We start from the raw sequence: 18,290 nt of genomic DNA, 5'->3' as shown, positions 1-18,290 counted from the left end.
ACGCGGCGGGGCACGGTCACACGCGTCAGCAGCGGGTCGGCTGTCCCCCCGCCCGCAGCGTCTCCAGCGCGGTCAGCCCTTGGCTCAACGAGCCCACCCGCAGCAGCGGCAGATCGGGTTGCGGATTGCGGACCGCCTCGGCGCAGTTGTCCGCCGGCACGAGGAAGACCTTGGCCCCGGCGCGCTTCGCACCGACCAGTTTCTGGGCGATCCCGCCGATCGGGCCGACGTTGCCCTCGTCGTCGATGGTGCCGGTGCCGGCGATGACCTGCCCACCGGTGAGGTCGGCTGGGGTCAGCTTGTCCACGATGCCCAGGGCGAACATCAGGCCGGCACTCGGCCCGCCGATGTCCTCCAGGTCGATGCCGAGCGTGAACGGGTGCGGCTGCTGCTGGTCGATCTCGACGCCGATCCGCGGCCGGCCGTCCTGCTCCTGACTGGTCACCGTCGCGGTGGCCGACGCGCCGTCGCGGGTGTAGCCGATGGTCAGGGCCGTGCCGGCCGGCTTGGCCCGGACCAGCTCGGTGACCTTCGAGGCCACCGGCACCGGCTTACCGTCGACCGAGGTGACCACGTCACCGACCTTGAGCACTGCGGCGGACGGGCCGTCCGCGGCCACCGTCTTGATCACCACCTGCACCGGGAAGCCCAGTTCGCGGAGCGCGGCGGTCTCGGCGCTGGTCTGCGACACCTTGAAGTCCTCGGCGTTGCGCTGCTCGACCTGCTCCGTCGACTCCCCCGGCGGGTACACCAGCTCGCGCGGCACCACCGCCTCGTCGTCGGAGAACCAGCCGGCGATCGCCCCGCGGAGCCGCACCGTGGGCTGCACCCCCACCGTGGTCAACCGGAGCTGGCCGGCGGAGGTGGACGTCTCCCGCCCGGAGACCTGGATGACCTCCTTGCCGTCGGCGGTGCCGAGGGTGTTGACCGTCGGGCCCGGGCCGAGCACCACGTACGGGATCGGCACCCGGAGCACCCCGATGCTCAGCAGGGCGGTGAACAGGGCACCGAGCAGGACCGTCAGGCCACGACGTCTCATGCGGCAGAGCGTACCGACCGCTCGGGGCCCGGTTGCCGGATGCGCCGCGCGACTTCGCCCTCAGCGCAACGCCAGCGGCGGCGAGCTGGGGCGCGGCGCGCGTACCGTAGACGTCGTGCCTGATATTCCGTTCGGTTTCGCGCTACCGGGTGGGCAACCACCAGACCCCAACGATCCCGCGCAGATGCAGCAGTTCATGTCGCAGTTGCAGCACCTGCTCTCCGCGCCGGGCAGCGGGCCGGTCAACTGGGACCTGGCCCGGCAGGTGGCGGCCAGCCAGCTGGCGGCCGCCGGCGACCCGGCGGTGTCGCCCTACGAGCGCAACGCGGTGGAAGAGGCGTTGCGCCTGGCCGACCTGTGGCTGGAGCCCGCCTCGGCCTGGCCGTCCGGCATCCAGTCCCCGGTGGCCTGGAACCGCAATGAGTGGATCTTCAAGACGCTGGACGTGTGGCGCAAGCTCTGCGACCCGGTGGCGAGCCGGATGGTCGGCGCGATGGGCGACCTGGTGCCGCCGGAGGCGCGCGCCCAGCTCGGCCCGATGCAGTCGATGGTGGCCACCCTCGGCGGCGCGCTCTTCGGCGGGCAGTTGGGGCAGGCCCTCGGCTCCCTCGCCGCGGAGGTGCTCTCCGCCGGCGACATCGGGCTGCCGCTCGGTCCGGCCGGCACGGCCGCGCTGATCCCGGCCAACATCCGGGCGTACGGCGAGGGCCTGGAGCTGCCCGAGGACGAGGTGCGCCTCTACGTGGCGCTGCGCGAGGCCGCCCACCAGCGGCTGTTCCAGCACGTCCCGTGGCTGCGCGGGCACGTGCTCAGCGCGGTGGAGATGTACGCCTCGGGCATCCGGGTCAACCGGGAGGCGATCGAGGAGGCGATGGGGCGGGTCGACCCGACCGACCCGGAGTCGATGCAGGCGATCGCCCTGGAGGGCATCTTCACGCCGGAGGACAGCCCGGCGCAGAAGGCCTCCCTGGCCCGACTGGAGACCGCGCTGGCCCTGGTCGAGGGCTGGGTGTGCCACGTGGTGGACAGCGCCGCCAGCGACCGGCTGCCCAACGTCGTCCGGCTGGGCGAGGCGTTCCGCCGCCGCCGGGCCGCCGGCGGTCCGGCCGAGCAGACCTTCGCCGCGCTGGTCGGTCTGGAACTGCGCCCGCGCCGGCTGCGCGAGGCGGCGGCGCTGTGGGCCGCGCTCACCGAGCATCGCGGCATCGCCGGCCGGGACGCGGTCTGGGGCCACCCGGACCTTCTCCCGTCGGACGACGACTTCGCCGACCCGGTCGCCTTCGCCATGAACGAGTGGGACCTGAGCGAGCTGGACAACTTCGACTTCACCGCGCCGGGTGGGGCCGAGGAGAAGGCTCCCGGCCAGCAGGACGACAGCGACACCGACGGCGACGCCAAGCCCTGACGACAGAGCCGGGGTGCCCGCACCGATCGACGGCGGGCACCCGGCCGGTCGGCCAGCGGGTCACGCACGCCCCGCCGGCCATATTGGCCAGCGGGTCAGGCCGGTCGGCCGGAGCCGGAGAGCAGGGCGCGGGTGGCCTCCCAACCCTCGAAGGCCGGGTCCAGGGTGGCCAGGTCGGCAGGCCCGCGTAGCCGACGCCACCCGGCCGTGACGGCAACGTCGCCGGGTCGGGGGGCACCGGCCCGCGCGTCGGCCGGTGTCGCCACGTCCAGGTCCAGCTTCGGTAGCCAACCCGCCACGGGCAGTCGCACGGCCACCCCGAGCAGGCCCGGGCCGCCGCCCTCCACCGGGGCGACCGCGACCGGCCGGGTGGTGAGCGGGCGCAGCAGTTTGCCGACGGTCAGCGCGGGCAGGTCGGGCACGTCACCGGCGAGCACCGCCGCCTGCTCGTAGCCGTCCAGCGCGGCGAACACCGCGGTCGGCGTCGGCTCGGCCACCTCGTACACGGTGGTGCCGGGCCAGACCACGGCGTCCGCCAACGACCGGTCGGCCGGGGTCACCGCGACGGCGACCTCCACCTCGTTGAGCGTGGCGAGCAGGTCGACGACGTCCTCGGCGAGCGCTGCCCGCCAGTCCGCCAGGTCGATGCCGGGCGGCGACCAGTGCACCGGCCCGAGCAACGCCACCACCACCCGTCGTGCCACATCCCGACCCTAGCGCCCCCGGCCCGACCACCTGGCCCGGCCTACGCCGCCCCGGCCGCCCGGGCTGGGCTGGGCTGGGCTGGGCTGGGCTGGGCTGGGCTGGGCTGATGATCCACCCGGTTTCAAGGATGTCGCGCTGTCCGAGGGCCCGGGACACCGCGACATCAAGGAAACCGAGTCGATCACGGAGGCCCGACCCCGCGTCAGGTGGCGACGGGGGCGCAGGAGGCGGCGGCCACGCCTTCGAGGTAGCCGCGGGCTCGTTCCGCCTTGGGATAGCGGCCGACCAGGCCCCAGAACCGGGCGTTGTGGCTGGGCACGATGAGGTGGGCCAGCTCGTGCAGCAGCACGTAGTCGATGACCCACTCCGGCATGTCCTGCACGCGGTGCGAGATCCGGATGCTGCGATCGGCGGGCGTGCAGGAGCCCCACCGGCCGTTCTGGTTGGTGACCCACCGGACGCTGGCGGGCACCGCCTTGGCGCCGTACCCGGTGAGGTAGAGGTCGATCAGCCGGGTGGCCCGGGCCAGCAGCTCCGCGTCCGAGCGGGCGAGCCGGCCCTCCCGGGCGGCGAGCCGGGCGAGCATCCGGTCGACCCACTCGCTCTCCTCGGCCCGGGAGAACTGGTCCGGGATGAGGACGACGACCCGCTCACCATCGCGGTACGCAGACACCGTGCGTCGTCGGCGCTGGCTGCGCCGCACCTCGACGACCGGCTTGCGCGTCCCCGCCATCACTGGCCCGCGCAGCCTCGGCTACGTGTCACGAAGGAAAGCTAATGCGTACTGACCAGGGGTCCGCAAGGGTCAACCGCGCGACACGCGCCCAGAAAATGGTGATTGGTCGTTGGGCGTCCCGAAAATTTCTTGGCCGGGTCGCCGCTGCGCCATCTCGTCACCCTTCGTGAACACCGATGGCGGCCCTCTCCGGGGACCCCTCCACCGTAGGTGATCACCGTGCTCGGTGCCGCTGCGGGGGCACCCGCACGGGTGGCTGAGAGGGTTTGGTCGGCGTGTCCCCGCCAAACTGACTTATCCGACCTAATTCGCCATGCACACTCTCGACGTCGACTTGCTCACAGTGTCGATGCACAGCTGACATGGAACTGCCCAGACCTGGGTAGGGTCCGCGAACCAGCGGTCACGAAGGTGGCCGCGGAGTGAGACCCAGCGCCGGCGCCCCGTGTGGCCCGCCGCCGGGCACCCCGCCGGGACGGCATTGACCGGCGGACGAGACGAGGAGGGCACCGTGGCCGACCAGGCCCAGACCTACAACGGTTACTGCGTGAAGTGCAAGGAGAAGCGGGACTTCGAGGGGCACGTTGAGGTCTCGAAGACCGGAATGAACATGGCCAAGGGCAAGTGTCCGGTTTGCGGGACAACAGTGAACCGCATCCTCGGCAAGGCCAAGGTCTGACGCGTACGGGTAATCGGGGGCGGGGTGGCCGACGGCCACCCCGCCCCCGTTGCCGTTCCGGAGGTCATCCACGGTCTGTCGGGTGCCCGACACGCGTACCGGCGGGCTGTGGATAACCCGGCGAATCCTGTGGACAGCGCTGGACAGTGGCCCGACCACCTGTGGACAACGATCGACCGAGCGCAGGGACGCGGTCACGATTCGTCATCATGAGTCGTACCGCCCTGCCGCGCCCGACCCTGCTGCCCGGTCTCTGCCGGCTCTGGCGGGACCGGCACACCCTCCAACTCGGCGTCGGCCCCGGGCCCGCCGTGCTGCTGGAGCTGGCCAACCTGCGCGCCGCCCACCTGCTCGACCTGCTGGACGGCACCCGTAGCGAGCGCGCCGTGCTGGCCCACGCGGCCACCGCCCGGGTCACCACCGACGAGGCACTCGACCTGCTCGACGCCCTGCGCACGGCGTGCCTGCTGATGCCCGGGCACAGCCTGCTCCCCCGCGAGCTGACCGGGCCGGTCCGGGCCCGGCTCGCCGCGGAGGCCGGCGCGCTGGCCCTCGCCACGGGCCGGCTGCCCGGCACCCCCGCGCAGTGCCTGCGCCGACGACAGGCCGCCCGGGTGCTGCTCACCGGGGCCGGAGCGCTCGGCGCGCCCCTGGCGGTGGCGCTGGCCCAGTCCGGCGTCGGACAGGTGATCCCACACCTCACCGGTCCGGTGCGCCCCATCGACCTGGTCGGCACCGGCATCCCGGCCGCCGAGCTGGGCGACCCGCTCGCTCCGGCGGTACGGGCCGCGGTCGACCGCGTCGCACCGGGCACCGGCACCCAACCGGGTCGCACCGCCCGGATCGACCTGGTGATCCAGCTCGGCACCGACCGCCCGCCGGCGCTGCTCGCCGCCGGTCTCGCCCAACGCCGCCAGCCGCACCTGCTGGTCACCCTGCGCGAGGGCGTACCGGTGATCGGGCCGCTGGTCCGCCCACCCGCCGGGCCCTGCCTGCACTGCGTGGAGCTGCACCGGGCCGACCGCGACCCGGACTGGCCGCGGCTCGCCGCCCAACTCGCGGCCGCCGAGCCGGCCGCCGCCGGCGCCACCGGCACACTGCTCGCGGCCACCGGGTACGCGCTGGCCGAGGCGCTCGCGCAGCTCGACGGGGGCAGCCCGGAGACGCTGGGCGGTGCCACGGAGGTCACCGGCCCGGGCCGGTTTCGCCGCCGGGGTTGGCCGCCCCACCCGGCGTGCGGGTGCTCGCCGAGCCGAGTGTGGGCACCAGCCCGGCGGCACAGCAGCAGCGGGGGCCTCCGGTCGGTAACAATGACCGAGTGACCGACATCCCGCGCCGGGCCGTGTCCCGGACCGCCAAACTCGCCGCTCTGCCGCTCGGCTTCGCCGGTCGGACCGTCCTCGGCATGGGTAAGCGCGTCACCGGGCTCGCCTCCGACGTGATCTCCGCGGAGATTCAGCAGCGCACCGCCGAGCAGCTCTTCAGCGTGCTGGGCCAGCTCAAGGGCGGTGCGATGAAGTTCGGCCAGGCCCTGTCGGTCTTCGAGGCGGCGCTGCCCGAGGAGATCGCCGCCCCCTACCGCCAGGCGCTGACCAAGCTCCAGGAGGCCGCTCCGCCGCTGCCGGTCGCCAGCGTGCACAAGGTGCTGACCGAGCAGCTCGGCCCGGACTGGCGGGACCGGTTCGTCGAGTTCAACGACACCCCGGCCGCCGCGGCCAGCATCGGCCAGGTGCACCGGGCGCGGTGGCGTGAGCCCGGGTACGGCCCCTCGGGCGAGCCGAACAGCCGCGACGTGGCCGTCAAGATCCAGTATCCGGGCGCCGGTGACGCGCTGCTCGCCGACCTCAAGCAGCTCTCCCGGCTCGGCGGGATGTTCCGGGCCATCCAGCCCGGCCTGGACGTCAAGCCGCTCCTGGTCGAGCTGCGCGAACGGATCACTGAGGAGCTGGACTACGAGCTGGAGGGCGAGTCGCAGCGCACCTTCGCCGCCGCGTACGCCGACGACCCGGAGATCTACATCCCGGCGGTGGTCTCCGCGTCGCCTCGGGTGCTGGTCACCGAGTGGGTGACGGGTACACCCCTCGCCGACATCATCCGCGAGGGCACCGAGGAGCAGCGGGACGAGGCCGGCCGCCTGATGGCCACCCTGCACCTCTCCGCACCGCAGCGGGCCGGGCTGCTGCACGCCGATCCGCACCCGGGCAATTTTCGGATACTGCCCGACGGTCGGCTCGGGGTGATCGACTTCGGTGCGGTGGCCCGGATGCCGGAGGGCACGCCGGAGCCGATCGGTCGCATCGCCGCGCTGGCCCTGCGGAACGACGCCGACGGGGTGGTGGCGGGGCTGCGGTCGGAGGGCTTCGTCAGCTCCACCGAGGAGATCGACGGCGAGGCGGTGCTGGACTTCCTCCGTCCGATGCTGGAGCCCATCGCAGCCGACGAGTTCCGCTTCACCCGGGCCTGGCTGCGGGCCGAGGCGGCCCGGCTGGCCAGCCCCCGCTCCCCCACCTACCAGCTCAGCCGGCAGCTCAACCTGCCGCCGTCGTACCTGCTCATCCACCGGGTGACGCTCGGGTCGATCGGGGTGCTCTGCCAGTTGGAGGCGAAGGCGCCGTACCGGGGCATCCTGGAGCGCTGGCTGCCCGGCTTCGCCCCGGTCGCCTGAGCACGCACGCCAAGAAGGGCGGGTGCCATCCGGCACCGGTTGTTAAGAAGGGGCCCTTCCTCTACCGCAGGCGTTAAGAAGGTGCCCTTCCTTGCACGGCGAAGGGGCGGGTGCCGGTGGCACCCGCCCCTTTCTGCGTGGGTGGTACTAGAGAACGCCCAGGTCGCGTGCCGACTGGTTGCGGCTGTTCATGGCGACGGTACGGGCGGATCGGGTTGCCTCAGTGCTCGTGGTGGTACGACCGGCCTGAGGCCGGCGCATTCGAGCCCGGGACAACGCTTCGTTGAGTAGTTGCATCTCGAAAGCTCCAGTCGGTACGTGCAGCATGGTCGTCTTCTCACTCGCTGCCGGTGCGACACCGGCGTAGTTGGTACGGATCGGGAACATGTCAGGCTGCCAGCCGGACCGCGCCACGCACCTCGGACAGCCCACTGGCCGCCAGGCGCGCCTCGGCCTCGACCCGGAGCGCGGCGTCACGTGCGACGTCCTCCTTGCGCGGGCGGCCACGGGGCCGCTTGCGCGGGACAACCGCGCCACGCTCGAAGATCTCGCCGCCCCAGACGCCCCACGGCTCCGCTCGCTCCACCGCCCCGGCCAGGCACTCGACGCGCAGCGGGCAGTCCCCGCAGAGCGACTTGGCCAGCTCGAGCTCGGCAGGCGAGTCGGAGAACCACAGGTCGGGGTCGAACTTCCGGCAGGGCAGGTTCGCCTCCATCTCGACGCTCACGTCGAGGGGGGCCAACGCCAGACTCATCGCCCGGTCACCTCTCTCTCACACTTCGATCTCATGGATCGCATTCCGACGTACTTCGGCGGGGCAAAAAACTGAGGCCGCGGATCCCGGTAAGCGGGTTCCGCGGCCTCGAGGTGAGCCGGTGTCTGATGGTCAGACCGGTCTACCTCGAGGTGGAACGCCGCGGACATCCGTGCGCTTCTTGGCGCCCTGGATGGCCATGCCCGTGAAGCCACTGGTCCCCTCGACTCCGATGGGGGCGACAGTCAGGTTCAGCTCGGCCTGAACCTGGTGCACCTGCGGAACCGACGGTCGTGCGGCCGCGAGGGCCACCCGGACAGCCGACAACGGAGCGTGGACAGCTGGCATCACCGCCAGACGCTCATAGGTGAAGATCCTCACGGGTACCACCTCCCTCACGTTCTCGTATATCGACCGGACCGACCCCCCGTGAGCAGCCGGAATGGCGCCGCTCGCGTGGTGTGTTCTGAGGTTATTCCTCGCGCCGGGGCGAGGGCAAACGAATTTACGACGAGATTTCGAAAGTTTTCTCCGGGCAGACGTCGTCCACTCCCGCGCCCCCCACCAGCGCGAGCACCGACTCGCCGTAGAGGCCCAACTTCCGGGGGCCGATGCCGGCGATCGCGATCAGTTCCTCCGGCCGGCCGGGCCGTCGCTCGGCCAGCGCGACCAGCGTGGCGTCGGTGAACACCACGTACGCGGGGACCTTCTGCGCCCCGGCCACCCGCTGTCGCCACTCGCGCAGCCGTTCATGCAGCTCATCGTCGATGTCGGACGGGCAGGTGGGGCAACGACCCAGCTTGCGGTCCGGGCCGGCGAGCAGGGTGGCGCCACAGATCCGGCAGGAGACGATCTGGGTCCGACGCCGTTCGGGGCGGCGGGCCGGACCGGCGCCACCGGTGGCCCGCTCGGTCCCGCCGGAGCCGTCCAACTGGGGCAGGAACCGCGACGGCCGCCGGGCCCGTCCGCCCGGCGAGCGCGCGGCGGCGTACGACAGCCAGAGCCACTGCCGGGCCCGGGTGATCCCGACGTAGAGCAGCCGGCGTTCCTCCTCGACCTGCTCGACGGTCTTGGCGTACGTGGTGGGCAGGGTGCCCTCGGCGAGGCCGACCAGGAAGACCGCGTCCCACTCCAGCCCCTTGGCCGAGTGCAGCGAGGCCAGGGTCACCCCGTCCACGGTCGGCACGTGCTGCTGGGCGGCCCGACGGGCCAGTTCCTCGGTGAAGTCGGCCAGGGTGACCGGCCGCTCGACCGCCGCCGCCTCGCCGATCGGCACCACCTCTTGGGTGGCCGCGTACTCCTCGGCGAGCTGGACCAGCGCGGCCAGCGCCTCCCACCGCTCGCGGGCCGCGCCACCGGCCGGGGGCGCGTCCGGGGCCCAACCGACCGCGGTGAGCGCCTCGACGACGGCGCCCGGCAGCGGGGTCTCGCCCGGGATCGACCGGGTGGCGGCGCGCAGCGCGACCATCGCCTGGCGCACCTCGGCCCGCTCGAAGAACCGCTCCGCGCCCTGCACCACGTACGGCACCGCGGCCTCGGTGAGTGCCTTCTCGTACGCCTCGGACTGCGCGTTGGTCCGGAACAGGACGGCGATCTCCCTGGCCGGTGTGCCCGCGCCGATCAGGGAGCGGCAGCGGGCGGCCACGGCGTTGGCCTCGGCCGGCTCGTCGGTGAAGATCCGCAGGTCCGGCTCGGGGCCGGCCGGGCGCTGCCCGCTCAACTCCAGCCGCAGCCGCGCCTCGGTGCCCCGGGCCTGGGAGATCACCGCGTTGGCCAACCCGACCACCTGCGGGGTGGAGCGGTAGTCCCGAACCAGCCGGATCACGGCGGCGCCCCGGTGCCGGCGCGGGAAGTCGACCAGGTACGCCGAGGTCGCCCCGGTGAACGAGTAGATCGTCTGGCTGGCGTCGCCGACCACGGTCAGGTCGTTCCGGCCGCCCAGCCAGGCGTCCAGCAACCGCTGCTGGAGCGGGTTGACGTCCTGGTACTCGTCCACCACGAAGTGCCGGTACTGGCCGCGCACCTGCTCGCCGACGTCCGGGTGCTCCTCGATGCCCCACACCGCGGCGCGCAGCATGTCCTCGAAGTCGATTACGCCGTTCGAGCGCTTGAGCTGCTCGTACGCGGTGAACACCTCGGCCACCTTCGTCGGTTCGTGCGGCGTGTCGCGCAGGGCTCGGGCGGCCGAGACCACGTAGTCCCCCGGCTCGACCAGCGACGATTTGGCCCACTCGATCTCGCCGGCCAGGTCCCGCGCGGCGGCCCGGTCGGTCCGCAGGCCCACCCGTGCCGCGGCGAGGGTGACCAGCCGCACCTTGCTGTCCAGCAGTTCGGGCATGGCCCGGCCGGCCAGCAGCCGGGGCGCGAAGTAGCGCACCTGGCGCAGTGCGGCGGCGTGGAAGGTCCGCGCCTGCACACCACCCACCCCGAGGACGGTGAGTCGACTTCGCATCTCGGCGGCGGCCCGGGCGGTGAAGGTGACCGCGAGCACGTGCCGGGGGGAGATTTCACCCGAGAGCGCCCGGTGGGCGATCCGGGAGGTGATCGCGCGGGTCTTGCCGGTGCCGGCGCCGGCCAGGATGCAGACCGGGCCGGCGGGTGCGGTCACCGCAGAGCGCTGATCCGGGTCCAGCCCGGCGAGCACGCTTTCCGACGCTGAGTGAACCGCCACAACCAGGAATCATCGCAGCTGTCCCGGACGTTGCAGCGAACAGCCTCGGCTTGATCCGCAAGCCGGCGGCGGATGAGTTGGAGGGCCCGACCATGCTGACGATGTATTCCACCCCCTGGTGCGGCTACTGCCACCGGCTGAAGTCGCAGCTCGACCGGGAGGGCATCGGGTACGAGGTGGTCGACATCGAGCAGGACCCGAAGGCCGCCGAGTTCGTGATGAGCGTCAACGGCGGCAACCAGACGGTGCCGACGCTGCGCTTCGCCGACGGCAGCGCCCTGACCAACCCCTCGATCACCCAGGTCAAGCAGCACCTGGAGACCCTCACCGCCTGACCGGCCGGGTCATTTCCGACGAGCGGCCGCCCCGATCGGGGCGGCCGCTCGTCGTGTCCGGTATCCGTCACCGGCGCGGCGACCGGTGGCTCCCGGTCACCACCTGCTGGTCCGCGTCGTCCGCCGGGCGTCGCGGCGCCGGAAGGGTCGGGCCGGGCGGCGGTGTGGGCGGGCGGGCGCCGGGCGGCGCGCTGAGGTGCCGGCCCCGCCAGAGGTAGCCGCCGGCGACCAGGGTGGCCACCCCGACCAGCGCGAACAGCGCCCGGTAGTCCAGGAACCCGACCAGCAGTGCGCCCGCGCCGATGGAGAAGGCCTGCGGCCCGCTGACCACCGCCTCGGTCTCGGCGACGACCCGGCCGACCAGCCCGGGAGGGGTACGCCGCTGGATCAGCGTGTGCAGCCCCACCATGGTCAGCGGCAGCGAGACGCCGGCCAGCAGCACCGCGGCGAAACCGAGCCGCAGATCGGGGTACGCGAGCGCGAGCGCGGCCGGCCCGAAGAACGCGACCCCGGCGGCCAGCGTGCCGACCTCGCCGAGCCGGCGGACCAGCGCCGGCGAACAGAGCCCACCGAGCAGCCCACCCACGCCCTGCACGGTGACCAGCACACCCACGAACGCGGCGTCCCGGCCCAGCCCCTGGTCGACGTAGGCGAAGATGAGCGACTCGCTGAAGCCCATCACCAGCGACCCGAGCCCGTAGCCGAGCAGGGCACGGCGCAGGGCCGGCTCGCCGGCCAGGTGTCGCAGCCCGGCACCCAGCTCGGCCGGCCAGCGCAGCCGTACCGTCGGCGGCGCCGGCTGCGGGGTGGGCAGCGCGGTCACCACGGCGGCCGCGGTCAGGAATCCGACCACGCCGATCCCGGCCAGCGCCCACCCGCCGACCGCCGCGTAGAGCGCCGCACCGACCAGCGGGCCGACCAGCCGCAGCCCCTGGCGTACGGTCTGCAGCACGCCGTTCGCCTCGGCCAGCAGCTCAACCGGCACCAGCTGCCGGATCAGCCCGCTGAGTGCCGAGCTGAGCGTGATGTGGGACAGGCCGTACAGGGCTGCCACCGTGTAGACGAGCCAGACGTCGCCCGCGTCCCGGACGGTGAACAGCGGGGTGAGCAGCACCGCGGTGACCAGGTTCGCGGCCACGAAGAAGGGCCGGCGCGGGTAGCGGTCGACGAACCAGCCGACCAGCGGCGCGAGCGTCATCGGGGCGACGACGGCGAAGATCGTGGCGCCGGCGAGCCCGTCGGAGCCGGTCAGGTCCTTGACCCAGATCGCGAGCGCGAGCAGCAGGATCGACTCGGCGGTCATGCTGGCCAGCAGGCCCCCGAAGAGCAGACGGAAATCGGATCGGCGCAGGACGGTGCGCATGGGTCCCTCCGGCGGGGATGGCGCGCCCGGGCGGGCGTGGTCGACGGGGCCGCGACCTCGGGGCCCGCCGTGGTCGGCGTACCAAAGGTCCATTTTTCGCAAGACACGCCCCCGCCGGAACCTCCAACGCCGGCCGCGCCGTCCATACTGACCGTGGGGGGCGAATTTCATACAGTTACCGTCGCGTCTGCGGCGGTCGACGGGAAAGAGGACACGTGCCTCCTGCCGCACCCAGCCCGATCCTGCGTCGTCGCCGGTTGGGCACAGAGCTGCGCCGCCTGCGCGAGGCCGCAGGCCTCACCGGCGACCAGGTCATCGAGCGGATCGGCTGGGCCTCCGCGTCGAAACTGTCCCGGCTGGAGAACGGGCGCAGCCGACCCGACCCGCAGGACGTCGGGGTTCTGCTCGACCTCTACGGTGCCGACGCGGCACTGCACGAGGAGCTGCTCGGGATCACCGGCGAGGCCGGTGACATGCGGGGCTGGTTGAAGAACTTCCCGGTGATGACGCAGCAGCAGCGCAGTTGGGCCGAGTTGGAGGCGGGCTGCGCGGAGATCTCCGAGTACAACCCGGTGCTGGTGCCGGGGCTGTTGCAGACCCCCGGGTACGCGCAGGTCCGGATCGTCTCGGCCCGTCAGGTGGCCGAGGGCGCCGGTGAGCCGGAGCCGGGCGAGGAGCCGGAGACCGAGGTGCAGGCACGGCTGGCCCGCCAGACGCTGCTCACCCGGGAGCCCGACGCGCCCCGCTACACCGCCGTACTGGAGGAGGCGGCCCTCGGCCGCCGGGCCGGCCCGCCCGAGGTGCTGCACGAGCAACTTCGCCAGCTGTGCGAGCTGGCGCTGCTGCCCAACGTGACGCTGCACGTGCTGCTCCGGGACACCCAGATCGGCAACTGGTACCTCCCGCCGACCGCGTTCTCCCTCTACCGGTTCGCCGATCCGCTCGATCCGGAGACGCTGACCATCGAAGGGGGGTTCACCGACGTCATGTCGACCGAGGCAATCGCGCTAAATCGCTATAAAGTGGTGTTCGAGTGGCTATGCACGGCGGCACTTACCGCCTCGGACACCCTCTCCTGGCTGATCGAGGCGACGGGACGGCTGACCGAGGCGGTGCCCCCTTCCACAGTGGCGTTCGGGCCGGCAACGGCGCCGCCCCAACGCCGCCGGGCCTCGGGGCGGCTGACGGAACGGTGATCCACGGGGGACCCTCCGTCGGGGCGTGCGGCACCACTTGTCCCATCGGAGCGGTTCACATCAGGAGCAGAACCATGAACGACATCCGCAACACGCCGTCTGTCCCCGCCCACCGGCTGTCGGACGCCCCGTGGCGTACCAGCACGCGCAGCCAGACCTCCAACTGCGTGGAGGTCGCTCCGCTGGGCACCGGCCCGTCCGCGGTCGCGCTGCGCGACAGCAAGGACCGGGGTGGCCCGGTGCTGCTGTTCAACCGGGCGGGATGGCTCGGCTTCATCGCCGGAGCGAAGAAGGGCCAGTTCGATCCGAACTGATCCGGTGACCGGGACGGGGCCGTCGGCGCGCTGCCGGCGGCCCCGTCGCGTTACCCACCGCCGACCCCGCTGACCAGGCATCCGCCGATCGGACGAGGCTCGAAACCAATAGGCGCGTTTCAGTTGCTGGGACGAACACGCGGCGTAACATGGCGATCGAGTACGTGGAACTTCCACACCGACTCATTCGTCGCGGTTCATCCGGAGACCCTCATGCGGTTCCTGATCGTTCGCACCGACATCCGCGCCGTCGCCGACGGGGACATCGCCGCCGCCTGGGCGGACGGCCACCGACTCCGCGACGAGACGACCGCCCCCGAGCCACGCCGCCAGATCGTGCACGCCGAGGACCGGGACGCCGCGCTGCTGCTGGCCCGGGCACTCGCCACGGTCGGCGCGGTCCGCGCCGGCAGGCAACGGGTCAAGGTCCTGCCGCTGGGCGAAGCCCGACCCACGTTCCGACACAGACCGGGCCGCACCAGCACCTGACCCACGAGACGTCCGTCGTGGTCGGAACGGCTCCCCCGCCGCGTTTTCGCCCCAGCCGACCACGACGGCCCGTGTTCCCGGCCCGTGACCGCCGCGGCAACGGCGGCCACGGGCCGGGACCGTGTTCACCGGTCGGCGTCCACCCAGCCGTCCAGCCAGCGGTGGATGAGGAACAGCGCGATCGACGACGGCGGCGGCAGGATCAACTGGGCCCCGTCACCCACATCCACGGTCTTCCCGGCCAGCGCCGCCCCGATCTCCCCCCGGGTGAACCAGCGGGCGTACGCGATCTCGGACGGGTCGACCTGCACCGGATCGGTCGGGTCGGCGGTGGCCAGGAAGCCCAGCATCAGCGAACCGGGGAACGGCCACGCCTGGCTGCCCACGTACCCGACCCGCTCGACCCCGATGCCCACCTCCTCGCGGACCTCGCGCAGCACGGCGGCCTCCGCCGACTCCCCCGGCTCCACGTAGCCGGCCAGGCAGGAGTAGCGCCGGCCGCCCGGGGTCCCCGGCCAGCCGGCGTTGTTGCCGAGCAGGCAACGCCCGTCCGGGCCGTCGACGCCGTCGTGCACCAGCACGATCATCGCCGGGTCGGTACGCGGCCAGATCCGCCCGCCGTTGCGGTCCACCCGGGACCAACCGGCCTCGTCCATCTCGGTCGGTGCTCCGGTGGCCGCCGAGTAGCCGTGCCGGGTGTGCCAGTTGACCAGCGCCAGCGCGGTGGTGAAGAGGCCGGCCTCCCGGTCGCCGAGCAGATGCCCCACCTCGCGCAGGCTGACCGCCCGTGTGCCCGGCAGCACCGGCAGCGGCGTGTCGACCGCAAAGACCGGCACCCCGTCCGGCTCGACACCGAGGAACATCGCGATCGACTCCGACCCGACCGGCACGTCCGCCGCCCCGAACAGCACCAGCGCCGGAGGTGACGCGTCGGTGTGCGCCAGCGTCCGCCCCTCGTCCGTCGAGTCGAGCAGCAGCACCCGGGCACGCAACCACGCCTCGGTCAGCCACCGCGAATCGCCCCGCCGGTGCGCGGCCCGGTCCAGCGTGGACCGGGCCAGCGGTGGCGCCGTCTCCCCACTCACGCCGCACCCTCCGCAGCCGGCGCGGACGTCCGGCTCACTGCCGCACCGGCTCGGTCCGGACCGCGGTCAGCGCGGCCAACCCCGGAGCGACCCGCTCGGCGTCGCCGAGCACCACGACCGCCGCCCGAGCTGGCGCGAGGTGGTGGGCCGCCACCCGCGCGACGTCGTCGGTGGTCACCTTCGCGAGCCGGGACGCGTACTCGGCGAGGAAGTCCAGGCGCAGGCCGTTGCCGGCGTACGCGCTGGTCAACGCGGCCAGCCCGGCCTGGGTGGACATGCCGAGCTGGAGGGTGCCGAGGGCGTACTGGCGGGCCTGCTCCAGTTCCTCGGGCTTCGGCGGCAGCGACGCCAGCCGACCCAGCTCGTACGTCGTCTCCAGCAACGCCGGACCGGTGACCTCGGTGGCCACCTCGGCGCCGGCGACCAGTACCGACCCGGCCACCGAGTGCTCGATCACCGAGTGCGGGCCGTACGTGTAGCCCTTGTCCTCGCGGATGTTCTCCACCCACCGGGAGGAGAAGTAGCCGCCGAAGATCAGGTTGGCCAGTTGCAGCGGGGCGTGGTCGGGATCGGTGCGCGGCACGGCCGGCAGCGCGATCCGCACCGAGGACTGGACCGAGCCGGGCCGGTCGACGAGCAGTAGCGGCCCCGACTCCAGCGGCGGGGTGGCCGGCAGCTCGGCCGTGCGCCCCGCGCCGGCCCAGCCACCGAGGGCCCGCTCGGCCGCGTCCAGGGCCCTCTCCGGCTGCACGTCACCGACCAGCACCAACTGCGCGCCCGCCGGGTGTACCCGCTCCGCGTGCAGGGTGCGTAGCGCCGCCGGTCGGACGGCGCGGATCTGGCCCGGCTCCGGCGTCTGCGTCGCGTACGGGTGGCGGCCGTAAATCCGCTTCAGCAGCGCCTCCCGGGCCAGGTGCGCCGGTTGGCTCTGCGCCACCTGTATCCGGTCGACCAGCCGGTCCCGCTCGGTGGCCACCTCCCCGCTGGGGTAGCTGGCCCCGGTCAGCACCTCGGCCAGCAGCTCCAGCATCCGGTCCAGCCCGGTGACCAGGCCGGCGCCGGAGAGCATCAGCCGGTCCGGATCGACGCCCGCCGAGAGGCCTCCGCCCACCTTCTGCAACTCGGCGGCGATCTGCACGCTGGTCATCGATTCGGTGCCGGAGAGCATGGTCTGCGAGAGCATCGCGCCGCGGGCCAGGTGGGCCCGGCCGAAGGGAACCCAGAGCCGCAGCTCGACCAGGGGCACGGCGGGCCGGCGTACGGCGATCACGGTGAGGCCGTTGCGCAGCGTGCGTTCGGCCTGCTTGGGCACCTTGAGCTTGCGGGTGGGGCCGAGCGGGGGCAGCGTACGCGGCCCGGTGGGGACGGTGGTGGCGGCGCTCATCGGGCACCTCCGGCGATGACCTCGACGGCGGCGCGGCGCTCCGGGCGCAGGGTGGCCGCGGCGGCGCGCACCTGCTCCTCGGTGACCTCGCCGACCAGCCGGGGCAGATCGTTGAGCAGACCCGGCTCGCCGCGTTGCTGTTCCAGGACGGCCATCCGCAGCGCCCGGCCGAGCACCGCGTCGGTGTCCCGCAGGAGGTGGGTCGCCATCCGGGCCTGGGTCCGGGCCAGTTCCCCCTCGGTCAGCCCGTCGGTGGCCAGCCGCTCCAGTTCCTCGTCCATGGTGCGCAGCACCTTGTCCACGTCGCCACCGGGCGGCAGGTGCGCCTGGAGCAGCAGCGCGGTCGGGTCGCGCACGTCGAACGGGTCGCCCATGAAGCCGAGGTATCCGCCGAGGCTGGTCACCGTCCGGTCGCGCTGGACCAACCGCTCGACCAGTCGCGACGCGTCGCCGTCGGTGAGCACCTCGGCCAGCACCACGTACGGCAGGTAGGCAGCGAAGTCGGTGACCGGGTCCGGCACCCGCCAGGCGCCGGCCACCGCCGGCAGCGGCGCCAGCGCGTCGGTGTACGAGGTACGCCGCTCGGCGGTCAGGTCGGGCTCGGTGAAGTCGGGTCGCCGCGGCGCCGGACGGGCCGGCACGTCGCCGAAGTGGCGGGTGACCAGCTCGGTCGCCTCGGCCACGTCGATGTCGCCGCTGACCGCCAGCACCGCGCTGCCGCTGGCGTAGTAGCGACGGAAGAAGTCCGCGGCGTCGGCGACGGTCGCCGACTCCAGGTCGTCGAAGGAGCCGTAGCCGTCGTGCGCGTTCGGGAATGTGTCGAACATGACCGGCGGCAGCGTCAGCCACGGGAAGCCACCGTACGGCCGGTTGAGCACGTTGACCCGGATCTCCTCCTTGACCACGTCGACCTGGTTACGCAGGTTCTCCTCGGTCAGCCGGGGGCCGCGCATCCGGTCCGCCTCCAGGAACAGCGCGCGTTCCAGCGCGTTGCTCGGCAGCGTCTCGAAGTAGTCGGTGTAGTCCAGGTGGGTGGAGCCGTTGAAGGTGCCCCCGGCGCCCTGCACGTGCCGGAAGTGGGCCAGCTTCTCCAGGTTCTCCGAGCCCTGGAACATCAGGTGCTCGAAGAGGTGGGCGAAGCCGGTGCGCCCCTCCGGCTCGGAGCGGATGCCCACGTCGTAGACCACCGCCACCCCGATCACCGGAGCACTGCGGTCGGGGGTGAGCACCACCCGCAGGCCGTTGTCGAGGGTGAACCGCTCGACCGGGTACTTCGTCGCTGGAATTCTGGATCTCCGCGCCGCCACGGGATCGACCCTAGCGCGTCGGCACCTCCACCACCGGCGACCTCCGCGGAGCCGCCTCCACCGGATCGGCCACCAGGGGCAGCACCTTCCGGCCCGAACTTCGGATGCCCTAGCAAACTGGTGGGAGATGCCGACATATCTGGGACGCGCTGTCCCGGCATGT

Annotated in this window: 18 protein-coding genes; 8 read left to right on the top strand and 10 right to left on the bottom strand. The window is 72.9% G+C overall.

Annotated features, from left to right (window positions below):
* Nucleotides 1-25: 25 nt before the first annotated feature.
* Nucleotides 26-1,039, bottom strand: coding sequence for a PDZ domain-containing protein (locus ABZU69_RS08440; protein WP_354963732.1), 1,014 nt, complete (start codon nucleotides 1,037-1,039; stop codon nucleotides 26-28).
* Between the two features lie 115 nt (nucleotides 1,040-1,154).
* On the opposite strand from ABZU69_RS08440, the gene ABZU69_RS08435 reads away from it, so the two are divergent.
* Nucleotides 1,155-2,444 (top strand): zinc-dependent metalloprotease, encoded by a 1,290-nt coding sequence (locus ABZU69_RS08435; protein ID WP_354963731.1) that lies wholly within the window; start codon nucleotides 1,155-1,157, stop codon nucleotides 2,442-2,444.
* A 95-nt stretch (nucleotides 2,445-2,539) separates the two neighbouring features.
* On the opposite strand, the gene ABZU69_RS08430 is transcribed toward ABZU69_RS08435, so the two are convergent.
* Nucleotides 2,540-3,148, bottom strand: coding sequence for a hypothetical protein (locus ABZU69_RS08430; protein ID WP_354963730.1), 609 nt, complete (start codon nucleotides 3,146-3,148; stop codon nucleotides 2,540-2,542).
* Nucleotides 3,149-3,351: 203 nt separating this feature from the next.
* Nucleotides 3,352-3,882 carry a M48 family metallopeptidase gene (locus tag ABZU69_RS08425; RefSeq protein WP_354963729.1) on the bottom strand — a complete coding sequence of 177 codons (531 nt, stop codon included), beginning with the start codon at nucleotides 3,880-3,882 and terminating at the stop codon, nucleotides 3,352-3,354.
* 514 nt (nucleotides 3,883-4,396) lie between these two features.
* Here ABZU69_RS08425 and ABZU69_RS08420 point away from each other — a divergent pair.
* From ABZU69_RS08420 to ABZU69_RS08410, 3 genes are all read left to right on the top strand, one after another.
* On the top strand, nucleotides 4,397-4,564 hold the full coding sequence (locus tag ABZU69_RS08420; protein ID WP_007464795.1) for a DUF5679 domain-containing protein: 168 nt from the start codon (nucleotides 4,397-4,399) through the stop codon (nucleotides 4,562-4,564).
* Nucleotides 4,565-4,773: 209 nt separating this feature from the next.
* The gene (locus ABZU69_RS08415) at nucleotides 4,774-5,886 is read left to right on the top strand and encodes a hypothetical protein (RefSeq protein WP_354963728.1); all 1,113 of its coding nucleotides are present in this window, start codon (nucleotides 4,774-4,776) and stop codon (nucleotides 5,884-5,886) included.
* Nucleotides 5,883-7,229, top strand: a complete 1,347-nt coding sequence (locus tag ABZU69_RS08410; protein ID WP_354963727.1) for an AarF/ABC1/UbiB kinase family protein — start codon at nucleotides 5,883-5,885, stop codon at nucleotides 7,227-7,229. The genes ABZU69_RS08415 and ABZU69_RS08410 overlap by 4 nt, the downstream gene beginning before the upstream one ends.
* 388 nt (nucleotides 7,230-7,617) lie before the next feature.
* Here ABZU69_RS08410 and ABZU69_RS08405 read toward each other — a convergent pair whose 3' ends face one another.
* The 3 genes from ABZU69_RS08405 to ABZU69_RS08395 all read right to left on the bottom strand — a co-directional run bounded on the left by ABZU69_RS08405 (nucleotide 7,618) and on the right by ABZU69_RS08395 (nucleotide 10,654).
* On the bottom strand, nucleotides 7,618-7,983 hold the full coding sequence (locus ABZU69_RS08405; protein ID WP_074314263.1) for a WhiB family transcriptional regulator: 366 nt from the start codon (nucleotides 7,981-7,983) through the stop codon (nucleotides 7,618-7,620).
* 132 nt (nucleotides 7,984-8,115) lie between these two features.
* Nucleotides 8,116-8,364, bottom strand: a complete 249-nt coding sequence (locus ABZU69_RS08400) for a hypothetical protein (protein ID WP_354963726.1) — start codon at nucleotides 8,362-8,364, stop codon at nucleotides 8,116-8,118.
* A gap of 124 nt (nucleotides 8,365-8,488) precedes the next feature.
* Nucleotides 8,489-10,654: an ATP-dependent DNA helicase UvrD2 gene (locus ABZU69_RS08395; RefSeq protein ID WP_354963725.1), complete on the bottom strand. Its 2,166-nt coding sequence runs from the start codon at nucleotides 10,652-10,654 to the stop codon at nucleotides 8,489-8,491.
* A 92-nt stretch (nucleotides 10,655-10,746) separates the two neighbouring features.
* Between ABZU69_RS08395 and ABZU69_RS08390 the strand changes: the two genes are divergently transcribed.
* Complete coding sequence (locus ABZU69_RS08390; protein WP_139582276.1) at nucleotides 10,747-10,989, top strand: mycoredoxin; 243 nt, start codon at nucleotides 10,747-10,749, stop codon at nucleotides 10,987-10,989.
* Nucleotides 10,990-11,056: 67 nt separating this feature from the next.
* On the opposite strand, the gene ABZU69_RS08385 is transcribed toward ABZU69_RS08390, so the two are convergent.
* Entirely contained in the window at nucleotides 11,057-12,352 is a 1,296-nt protein-coding gene (locus ABZU69_RS08385) for an MFS transporter (protein ID WP_354963724.1), read from the bottom strand.
* 215 nt (nucleotides 12,353-12,567) lie between these two features.
* Between ABZU69_RS08385 and ABZU69_RS08380 the strand changes: the two genes are divergently transcribed.
* The 3 genes from ABZU69_RS08380 to ABZU69_RS08370 all read left to right on the top strand — a co-directional run bounded on the left by ABZU69_RS08380 (nucleotide 12,568) and on the right by ABZU69_RS08370 (nucleotide 14,351).
* On the top strand, nucleotides 12,568-13,548 hold the full coding sequence (locus tag ABZU69_RS08380) for a helix-turn-helix transcriptional regulator (protein WP_354963723.1): 981 nt from the start codon (nucleotides 12,568-12,570) through the stop codon (nucleotides 13,546-13,548).
* A gap of 74 nt (nucleotides 13,549-13,622) precedes the next feature.
* Complete coding sequence (locus ABZU69_RS08375; RefSeq protein WP_354963722.1) at nucleotides 13,623-13,862, top strand: DUF397 domain-containing protein; 240 nt, start codon at nucleotides 13,623-13,625, stop codon at nucleotides 13,860-13,862.
* Nucleotides 13,863-14,075: 213 nt separating this feature from the next.
* Nucleotides 14,076-14,351 (top strand): hypothetical protein, encoded by a 276-nt coding sequence (locus ABZU69_RS08370; protein ID WP_354963721.1) that lies wholly within the window; start codon nucleotides 14,076-14,078, stop codon nucleotides 14,349-14,351.
* A 125-nt stretch (nucleotides 14,352-14,476) separates the two neighbouring features.
* Here the strand turns inward: ABZU69_RS08370 and nudC are convergent, their stop codons facing one another.
* Genes nudC through ABZU69_RS08355 form a run of 3 tightly spaced genes read right to left on the bottom strand, consistent with a single transcriptional unit; the run spans nucleotide 14,477 to nucleotide 18,127 of the window.
* Nucleotides 14,477-15,436: an NAD(+) diphosphatase gene (nudC, locus tag ABZU69_RS08365; protein WP_354963720.1), complete on the bottom strand. Its 960-nt coding sequence runs from the start codon at nucleotides 15,434-15,436 to the stop codon at nucleotides 14,477-14,479.
* A gap of 34 nt (nucleotides 15,437-15,470) precedes the next feature.
* A complete protein-coding gene (locus ABZU69_RS08360; RefSeq protein WP_354963719.1) occupies nucleotides 15,471-16,820 on the bottom strand; it encodes a pitrilysin family protein in 1,350 nt (449 codons plus the stop codon).
* Nucleotides 16,817-18,127: a pitrilysin family protein gene (locus ABZU69_RS08355; protein ID WP_354963718.1), complete on the bottom strand. Its 1,311-nt coding sequence runs from the start codon at nucleotides 18,125-18,127 to the stop codon at nucleotides 16,817-16,819. The genes ABZU69_RS08360 and ABZU69_RS08355 overlap by 4 nt, the downstream gene beginning before the upstream one ends.
* Between the last annotated feature and the right edge of the window lie 163 nt (nucleotides 18,128-18,290).

It is taken from the genome of Micromonospora sp. NPDC005206, assembly GCF_040608175.1.
GTDB lineage: Bacteria > Actinomycetota > Actinomycetes > Mycobacteriales > Micromonosporaceae > Micromonospora.
The sequence above is the reverse complement of the archived record's forward strand: the minus strand, read 5'-3'. Positions and strand labels throughout refer to the sequence as shown.

Bases quoted from the DNA above. Each gene is read 5' to 3' on its own strand.
- ABZU69_RS08415 (WP_354963728.1), top strand. From the start codon at position 4,774: ATGAGTCGTACCGCCCTGCCGCGCCCGACCCTGCTGCCCGGTCTCTGC.
- ABZU69_RS08405 (WP_074314263.1), bottom strand. From the start codon at position 7,983: ATGAGTCTGGCGTTGGCCCCCCTCGACGTGAGCGTCGAGATGGAGGCG.
- ABZU69_RS08440 (WP_354963732.1), bottom strand. From the start codon at position 1,039: ATGAGACGTCGTGGCCTGACGGTCCTGCTCGGTGCCCTGTTCACCGCC.
- ABZU69_RS08360 (WP_354963719.1), bottom strand. From the start codon at position 16,820: ATGAGCGCCGCCACCACCGTCCCCACCGGGCCGCGTACGCTGCCCCCG.
- ABZU69_RS08390 (WP_139582276.1), top strand. From the start codon at position 10,747: ATGCTGACGATGTATTCCACCCCCTGGTGCGGCTACTGCCACCGGCTG.
- ABZU69_RS08370 (WP_354963721.1), top strand. From the start codon at position 14,076: ATGCGGTTCCTGATCGTTCGCACCGACATCCGCGCCGTCGCCGACGGG.
- ABZU69_RS08425 (WP_354963729.1), bottom strand. From the start codon at position 3,882: ATGGCGGGGACGCGCAAGCCGGTCGTCGAGGTGCGGCGCAGCCAGCGC.
- ABZU69_RS08375 (WP_354963722.1), top strand. From the start codon at position 13,623: ATGAACGACATCCGCAACACGCCGTCTGTCCCCGCCCACCGGCTGTCG.
- ABZU69_RS08385 (WP_354963724.1), bottom strand. From the start codon at position 12,352: ATGCGCACCGTCCTGCGCCGATCCGATTTCCGTCTGCTCTTCGGGGGC.